Genomic DNA, 8,063 nt, shown 5'->3' on the forward strand with positions numbered 1-8,063 from the left:
TATGAAAAAAGGCTTATTATTCCTCTTTTTTATTAGCCAGATGGTAACTGCACAAACACTCTCTAAAACTGATCTGTTAATCGCAGTTGCAGACAATATTTGTAATGAAATTGCCGAAAAAAACATTGAAGTAAAATCTGAATTTACCATGGGTGTTTATATGCTGAAAGCGGTAAACAACTATAAAGAAGATATTGAACATTACTACGGGAAAAATTACTTAACAAACGAAGGGGTAATGGGCACAATGGGAGAAGATATTGGATTGTATTTAGGATTAAAATGCCCCGAAATCTTTGAATTTTTTGTTGGTAATGAAGAAGCTACATTTGAAGAAACTGCCTACCAACAGGTAACAGGTAAATTCCACAAAACAATTAAGAATCAATTTTTATCGTTTATTATCAAAGAAGAATCAGGAAAAACACATGAATTTTTGTTTTTAAACAGCTTTGAAACTTCTTATCTACTGACTGATAACTTGTTAAGTTTAGACGATGAAATAGAAGTAACATATTATGTTTCCGAGATTTATGACGCAAAAGTTGGTAAATTTGTAAATTATAACATAGTATCTTACTTAGAAAAAAAATAAAATATGTATGTACCTTTTGATGAACTGCCAAAATCCTCAAGAATATGGATTTATCAGTCAAATAGAAAATTATCAGATGATGAAGTGGCATCGGTCGATGAATTGTTAAAAAAATTTGTTGACGAATGGGCAGCTCACAGTACGCCTTTAAAAGCTTCCTATCAGATAAAATATAATCGTTTCATTATATTAGCTGTAGATCAGGACTATCATTCGGCTTCGGGGTGTTCCATTGATGCATCGGTTCGTGTTATTCAAGAATTAGAGCAAAAATTGGGCGTTGATTTATTAGACAAAATGAATGTAACCTATAAAACAGGTGAGTTTATTGCACATAAATCATTGATTGATTTCAAGAAAATGGCAAAAGAAAAAGCAGTTAACGCCAATACCATTGTGTTTAATAACTTGGTAAATACCATTGAAGAATTTGAAGAATTCTGGGAAGTTCCGGCAGGCGAAAGCTGGCATAGCCGGTTTTTTTAATATATAAAATCCATCGTAAAGATGGATTTTTTTATATCCTTTTAATGAGGTTTTAATCAGCGGTATTTATTCTCATTAAACGAGTTTGGTAGAATTTCGGGTAATAATTTTATCAAAATTGGTAACAGCAAACTACCGCCCGGAATTAAAAAAATGGTAAATGCCGGAATGGTTTTCCCTAACTCTATAAACTGGTTTTTTAATTGCTGTTTTTCCTTTTTATCTAAGTTAGAATACGCAGCTTTAAAAACTAGTTGCATTAGTAGTTTGTTGTTTTCTAATTCCTTAATTAAAGCCGTTTTGTTTCGTTTAATTAATAAAGTAACCGTTTTATTAGTATGTTTGTACAATTTTTTTAACGGATGCGAAAATTGAAAATAAGGAATTTCATTCCGGTTACTTTCAATAAAATCGGTCATAAATTGCAATGATTGTTTTGTAAATTCTTTCGGTGAATCTAATACCTTTTGTAACTTTAAGATAAAGTTGAATTCTTTATCATCAATCTTTTCATCGTTCCATAAAATCATTAACGTAATGTCATGAAGATAAGCCTTGCCGTAAAATGTTTTAATGTTTGACAGATCTAATTCTGAAAGCTGAATATTGAATTTATCCAAAGAATTGTATTTTAACGAATTACTGATTACTTCCTGAATTTTAACATCGTATTTTGATGTGTTCTGTTTCTGGTTGAAACTGATCATTGTTAAATAGGCAATGGTTTGTTCCAGATATTTGTAGTAATCTAAAATTTCGGTTTCATTCATTAAAAATCTTTTAAAGCACAGCACATCGGTAAAAATTAAAAAATTAGATAAGTGGTGCGAAAAAGTTTTATCAAGATAATTTGATGATCGGGTAGTGCGTTCATTTATGATTTTTTCTAACGAGGCATACGCTTTTTTAGACTCAAATTTTATGAACGAGAAGTAAGAATCTGTTTTTGCTTCATCTATTTTTTTATAGAAATCTTCTGCTAAACGAATAAATTCTTTGACGTTGGTTTGTTTATTAGTAAGTACAAAAGTTCCGTACAAAGCCTCAAGAAGTACAATTTTGGTGTATTCTTCATGCGTTAAATCAAATGAATTAAAAACCGCTTGAATTGCTTGTGTGGTAAATCCATACACAAAACCGGTTTTACGAATGTTATCGTAAAATGTTTCTTCAGTTTGATTGATAAAAAAAGATGGATTACTCAGTTTAAAAAACTTTGTAATCCATAATTCTTTTGATGGGTTCATAAAATTATTTTAGTTCAAAAACTACATTTACATTAGTTGATATTTCAATTTCACCAACAGCCAATGTTTGTTCCTGTGCAGCTGCATCTGCTGAAAAAGCGGCTGTTTTCATTGCGTAAACTCTTGGAATATTAACCGATGACTGATCGCTGATGATTAAAGCTTTACCAATATTTTGATTCAATGCTTTTGCATAATCTTCGGCTTTTTTCTTAGCGTCTAAAACAGCTTTGGCTCTGATTTCTGATGCAAATTTTTCTGTTTGAGTCGATTTAAACTCTACTCCCTGAATGTTGTTTGCACCTGCAGTTATTAAATCTGCCATTAAACTTTCGTAATTATCTAAATTTCTTAAAGTAATGGTAATGGTTTGGCTTGCTACAAAATAATCTTTTTTCTCTTGGTAATCTCTGCTTTTGTAAAGATTCACCCGTTGTGTTTGATAATCTTTTTCATCTACTGAACTTTTTTTGATTACCTGGATCATTTTGGCAATAATTTCATCGTTTTGTTTTTTGGCTTTTACAGAATCTGCATCTTTAATTTCAGCTCCCATGGTTATAATGGCGTAATCGGGTTTAATTTTTATGGACCCTTCGCCGTTTACGTTTACTTGTGGTGTAATGGTGTTGTTCTGTGCCATAGCTGAAAATGTTAGAATTACAAACGAAAATAAATAAAGAAATTTTTTCATAGTTTTTATTTTTAAAATTAAATGTTACGCCATTTAAAACTTTTTTCAATGGCTTTTATCATTTCCCCTGCAATATCCTTGCCAGTTGCACCTTCTATACCTTCTAATCCCGGAGAAGAATTTACTTCTAACAGCAAAGGTCCTTTAGATGAACGGATTATATCTACGCCGGCAACTTTTAAATTCATGGCTTTTGCAGCTTTAATGGCAATTTTTTTCTCGTCTGCAGTCACTTTTACCACAGATGCTTTTCCGCCTAGATGGATATTTGCCCGGAATTCTCCAGGTAAAGCTTCGCGTTGCATTGCAGCCACTACCTTGCCGTCAACAACAAATAAGCGAAGATCTTTTCCGTTGGCTTCTTTGATGAATTCTTGAACTAAAATATTGGCATTTAAACTTTTAAAGGCATTTATAACCGATTCGGCAGCTTTTTTAGTTTCTGCCAAAACCACACCTTTTCCTTGAGTTCCTTCTAATAATTTTATAATTAATGGCGAACCACCAACCATATTGATTAAATCACTGGTATCAAGCGGAGAATTAGCAAATCCGGTAGTAGGTATATCTACTCCGTGATTCAACAATAATTGTAACGAAAATAATTTATCGCGCGACTGGGTTATGGATGCTGCATTGTTTAAACTGAAAACTTTTAGTGCTTCAAAATGACGAATTAACGAACATCCATAATAAGTCATGCTTGGACGGATTCTTGGGATAATGGCGTCGAAATCATTTAAGATACGTCCGCCACGATAATGAATTTCAGGCTGAAGCGCATCTAACTTCATATAACAATGTTTAATATTTAGAAAATGCATTTCATGGCCACGCAATTCACCTGCTTCAATAATTCGCTGGTTTGAATATAAATCGGGATTGCTTGCAAGCACTCCAATTCTAAATCCTTTATTCTCTTGAGTTGTGGGACTGTAATATTCTTTTATTTTTTCTGGTGTAACAATGCCAAATTTAAAATGCTCGTCGGGGTCAACAATAATTTTACCGGTCATTGCTTCACGGCCTAAAAGCATCCTGAACCCCATAGAATCCCGATTGGTTAAAGTTAATTCAATTGTCCATGATTTTTCACCCAAAGATAATTCTGTATTGATTACATATCTGCTTTCGCGTGTACCTGTGCTGCTTTTTACAATGCGTCGGTCAATAACTTTAGCTTCGCATAAAATAGCACTTTTTACATTTTTTTGAATGGGATGGATCAGAAACTTTATCCAGGTTTCACCGTTTTTCTCAAAAGGAGTAATTTGTTCGGCGTGTAATGCCGAGGTTTTTGCACCAGAATCAACACGGACCTTTATTGCCGGAACTTTTAAATCCGGTAATGCACACCACTCCTCACTTCCAACAATAATTTTCTCAGTCATAAAAAATATTTTGAACAAACTAATGTATCTAAAAAAATAAAATAATTTACAAATTAACAAAAAAATAAAGTCGCTTTTTAAAATTAAAAGCGACTTGTATAAATTATTTCCGATGTTTAGATTACAAACTAAACGCTTGCTTTATAACGTCTATTTTATCTAACTTTTCCCAGGTGAATAATTCAACTTCTACTATTTTTTCTTCTCCGCTTGGGCTTTTAAATGTTTTGGTAACCGTTTGGGTTTTACGTCCCATGTGCCCGTAAGCCGCAGTTTCGCTATAAATAGGTTTTCTTAATTTTAAAACTTGTTCAATATGATATGGTCGTAGATCAAACAATTCCTGGATTTTTCCTGCAATTTCACCATCGTTTAAACCTACTTTTGATGTTCCGTACGTATTCACAAAAACACCCATTGGCTCTGCAATTCCAATAGCATAGGAAACCTGAACCAAAAGTTCGTCTGCTACACCTGCAGCAACAAGATTTTTAGCTATGTATCTTGCCGCATAAGCCGCAGAACGATCTACTTTACTTGGATCTTTTCCGGAAAAAGCACCACCGCCGTGCGCTCCTTTTCCACCATAAGTATCCACAATAATTTTGCGTCCGGTTAAACCTGTATCGCCGTGTGGTCCTCCAATGATAAATACTCCGGTAGGATTCACGTGGTAAGTAATTTCATTGTTGAAATAAGGTTGGTATTGCGGATATTTCTTTAACAAACGCGGAATCAAGATGCTTACAATATCTTTTTTGATTTGATCCTGCATGGCTTTCTCTGCGTTGTTTTTAGCTTCGGCAGAATTGTTTTCAGGCTTAATAAAATCGTCGTGTTGGGTAGATAACACAATCGTTACCACTCGTTTGGGTTTGTTATCGTCACCGTATTCCAAAGTAACCTGCGATTTAGCATCAGGACGCAAATAAGTAATTTCGTTGTTTTCTCTGCGTAATTCTGTCAATTCCTGCAATAATTTATGCGATAAATCTAACGCCAAAGGCATATAATCTTCCGTTTCGGTTGTAGCATAACCAAACATGATGCCTTGGTCGCCGGCACCTTGTTCTTCTTTATTAGATTTGTCAACACCTTGATTTATATCAGCAGATTGTTCGTGAATGGCAGATAAAATACCGCACGAATTAGCGTCAAACATATACTCGCTTTTAGTGTAACCAATTTTCTTGATTACATCGCGTGCAATTTGTTGTACATCTAAATAAATATTTGATTTAACTTCTCCTGCCAAAATTACCTGACCGGTGGTAACCAATGTTTCACAAGCTACTTTTGAATTTTCATCAAAAGCCAAGAAGTTATCAATTAGTGCATCTGAAATTTGATCTGCAATTTTATCAGGATGTCCTTCGCTCACAGATTCAGAAGTGAAAAAATATGCCATAATTAGTTTGAATTTTATGTTAATGAGGAAACTAATATGTATGCTCTTACTAAAGTAGTATTCTGCTTTAGCATTTTTTAAAGAGGTTGCAATCAGTCAAATTTTTCCTCGGAATTATGATACAAATGTACAACAAAGATTTTTAATTTATCCTATTTTTTCATGTTTCTTATTTGTAAAGAATACATGAGAACTAAATTTTTTTTACATTGATTTAAAATTAAACGTATTAATAATGAATTATTTAAATAATTTATTGTATTTTTATTTAAAAATTGAACAGCTTTATGAAAACAAATTATTTTTTATTACTCATCGGTCTTTTATTAGTAGGATGCAATAAAACCACCGAAACAGAAAAAAGTACTAAATCATTAGCTACTAAAAAAGAAAATTTAAATGCAGAAAGTGGTTTTATCACTCAACAGATTTCTAATTTAGAGTTTCAAGTAAAAGCTTTTAAAATAGGAAGCGAAAAAGTTTCTGATGAAGAACTTAAAAAGTACTTATTGGAAAACCTGCCTAAATTAGAAGAAATGTTGAAAGAATACAAAACTGTAGTCAATGTGTCTTCAGGTGAAAACCTTTCAGATGAAAACCAGAGAGAGTTATATAAACTTTCAATAGCTGATAACAATGGTTTTGACAATGTGTTTATTTTATACTACAAAGATTTTTTGAAGAAAACCATACATGAAAATTCTTCGCAAATATTAGATAACGAAACCTATGATTCTTTAAAAAATCGTTATGGAAATATTTTATACGAACAAAAATTGTATTTCGATGTGCTGAAATAAGGTTTAAGTTAAAATGGAAGAGAAGGCTGTACCTGATTTGGACAGCTTTTTTTATTGTAGCATATTATTTACTAAATAGTTCACTTAAAATTTTCACTGAGAATTTCTTACTTTTTATAGGAAAATTAAACTGTAGAATGTACTTTTAGTAAAAAAATAGATACAAATATGAAATTTCATACACGGAAATGGGTTAAACCAGAAGATTTAAATCCAAACAAAACACTATTTGGTGGAAAATTATTAGCTTGGATTGATGAAGAAGCTGCATTATATAGTATTATTCAGTTAGAAAATTCGCATGTTGTGACTAAATTTATGTCTGAAATAAATTTTATGGCATCAGCAAAAGAAGGAGACATTGTTGAAATTGGTTTAGATGTTGTAAAGTTCGGCAATACATCTATTGTGCTAAAATGTAAAGTGCGTAATAAAATGACACATGAAACAATTATTACAGTAGATCAGATTACCATGGTTAATTTGGATAGCAATGGAAAACCAAAATTGCATGGTAAAAACCAAATTGAATATGTGAGTGAACGATTGTCTAAAAAAGAACCAGGGGTATGAGTGTTTTAATTACAAAACAATCAGGTGAAACAGCCCCATTTTCTAAAGATAGTTTGCGAAAATCGTTACTGAATTCTGGTGCTGACGAAATTGATGCGGAAAAAATTTGCCAAAAAATTGAAAAAGAAATATATAATGGCATTACCACAAAAGAACTCTACGAAAAAGCTTTTAAGCTTTTAAAAGAAATCAGGTCGTCTATTGCTGCGCGATATAGTTTAAAAAGAGCTTTACAAGATTTAGGACCAGAAGGTTTTTATTTTGAAAAATGGGTTGCCAAGGTTTTCGAGGTACAGGGGTATGATACTATAACAGGTCAACAATTAACAGGAGAATCATTGGTAAATCATGAAATTGATGTAGTAATCTCTAATCGCGATACAGATATTGTATGTGAGTGCAAATTCAGAAATGATATTGATGCTAAAATTAGTGTAACCACGCCCATGTATTTTTTATCAAGATTTAATGATTTAAAAAACAGAGAATTTACTTTTTTTAACAGATCTTTTAAGCCCAATAAAGGTTTCCTTATTACAAATGCTTTTTTTACCTCGGATAGTATTGCCTTTGCAGAGTGTTACCATATAAATCTTATCAGCTGGAATTATCCGGAAGAATATAGTATAAAGAAATTAACCGACAAACAAGGATTATATCCCATAACGTGTTTAACCACTTTAACAAAAGAAGAGGAAAAAATATTGTTGTCTAAAAATTGTATTTTAGTACGCGAATTGGTTAGAAATCCGGTATTGTTAGATCATTTTAAATTTAGCGATGACAGAAAAAAAATAATTTTAAATGAAGCAAAAGAATTGCTTGCAAGATAATTAAGAAAGAGGCTGTCCCAAAAGGGCAGCTTCTTT

At 32.2% G+C, this 8,063-nt stretch carries 9 protein-coding genes; 5 read left to right on the plus strand and 4 right to left on the minus strand.

Going from position 1 to position 8,063, the window contains the following annotated elements; genetic code table 11:
- Position 1 precedes the first annotated feature (1 nt).
- Complete coding sequence (locus tag BLW20_RS03685; protein ID WP_091096466.1) at positions 2 to 595, plus strand: hypothetical protein; 594 nt, start codon at positions 2 to 4, stop codon at positions 593 to 595.
- A 3-nt stretch (positions 596 to 598) separates the two neighbouring features.
- The gene (locus BLW20_RS03690; RefSeq protein WP_091096468.1) at positions 599 to 1,081 is read left to right on the plus strand and encodes an ABC transporter ATPase; all 483 of its coding nucleotides are present in this window, start codon (positions 599 to 601) and stop codon (positions 1,079 to 1,081) included.
- A 56-nt stretch (positions 1,082 to 1,137) separates the two neighbouring features.
- On the opposite strand, the gene BLW20_RS03695 is transcribed toward BLW20_RS03690, so the two are convergent.
- The 4 genes from BLW20_RS03695 to metK form a co-directional block, all read right to left on the minus strand.
- Positions 1,138 to 2,328 (minus strand): LETM1-related biofilm-associated protein, encoded by a 1,191-nt coding sequence (locus tag BLW20_RS03695; protein WP_091096470.1) that lies wholly within the window; start codon positions 2,326 to 2,328, stop codon positions 1,138 to 1,140.
- Between the two features lie 4 nt (positions 2,329 to 2,332).
- Positions 2,333 to 3,022 carry an SIMPL domain-containing protein gene (locus tag BLW20_RS03700; protein ID WP_091096472.1) on the minus strand — a complete coding sequence of 230 codons (690 nt, stop codon included), beginning with the start codon at positions 3,020 to 3,022 and terminating at the stop codon, positions 2,333 to 2,335.
- A gap of 17 nt (positions 3,023 to 3,039) precedes the next feature.
- Positions 3,040 to 4,413 carry a 30S ribosomal protein S6--L-glutamate ligase gene (gene rimK, locus BLW20_RS03705; protein WP_091096474.1) on the minus strand — a complete coding sequence of 458 codons (1,374 nt, stop codon included), beginning with the start codon at positions 4,411 to 4,413 and terminating at the stop codon, positions 3,040 to 3,042.
- Between the two features lie 121 nt (positions 4,414 to 4,534).
- Positions 4,535 to 5,821 (minus strand): methionine adenosyltransferase, encoded by a 1,287-nt coding sequence (gene metK, locus BLW20_RS03710; RefSeq protein WP_091096476.1) that lies wholly within the window; start codon positions 5,819 to 5,821, stop codon positions 4,535 to 4,537.
- Positions 5,822 to 6,108: 287 nt separating this feature from the next.
- On the opposite strand from metK, the gene BLW20_RS03715 reads away from it, so the two are divergent.
- The 3 genes from BLW20_RS03715 (at position 6,109) to BLW20_RS03725 (ending at position 8,027) form a co-directional block, all read left to right on the plus strand.
- A complete protein-coding gene (locus BLW20_RS03715; RefSeq protein WP_091096478.1) occupies positions 6,109 to 6,621 on the plus strand; it encodes a DUF305 domain-containing protein in 513 nt (170 codons plus the stop codon).
- 168 nt (positions 6,622 to 6,789) lie between these two features.
- Entirely contained in the window at positions 6,790 to 7,194 is a 405-nt protein-coding gene (locus tag BLW20_RS03720; RefSeq protein ID WP_091096480.1) for an acyl-CoA thioesterase, read from the plus strand.
- Positions 7,191 to 8,027 carry an ATP cone domain-containing protein gene (locus tag BLW20_RS03725; RefSeq protein ID WP_091096482.1) on the plus strand — a complete coding sequence of 279 codons (837 nt, stop codon included), beginning with the start codon at positions 7,191 to 7,193 and terminating at the stop codon, positions 8,025 to 8,027. The genes BLW20_RS03720 and BLW20_RS03725 overlap by 4 nt, the downstream gene beginning before the upstream one ends.
- Positions 8,028 to 8,063 lie beyond the last annotated feature (36 nt).

This window comes from Paenimyroides marinum (assembly GCF_900108395.1).
GTDB classification, from domain to species: domain Bacteria; phylum Bacteroidota; class Bacteroidia; order Flavobacteriales; family Flavobacteriaceae; genus Flavobacterium; species Flavobacterium marinum.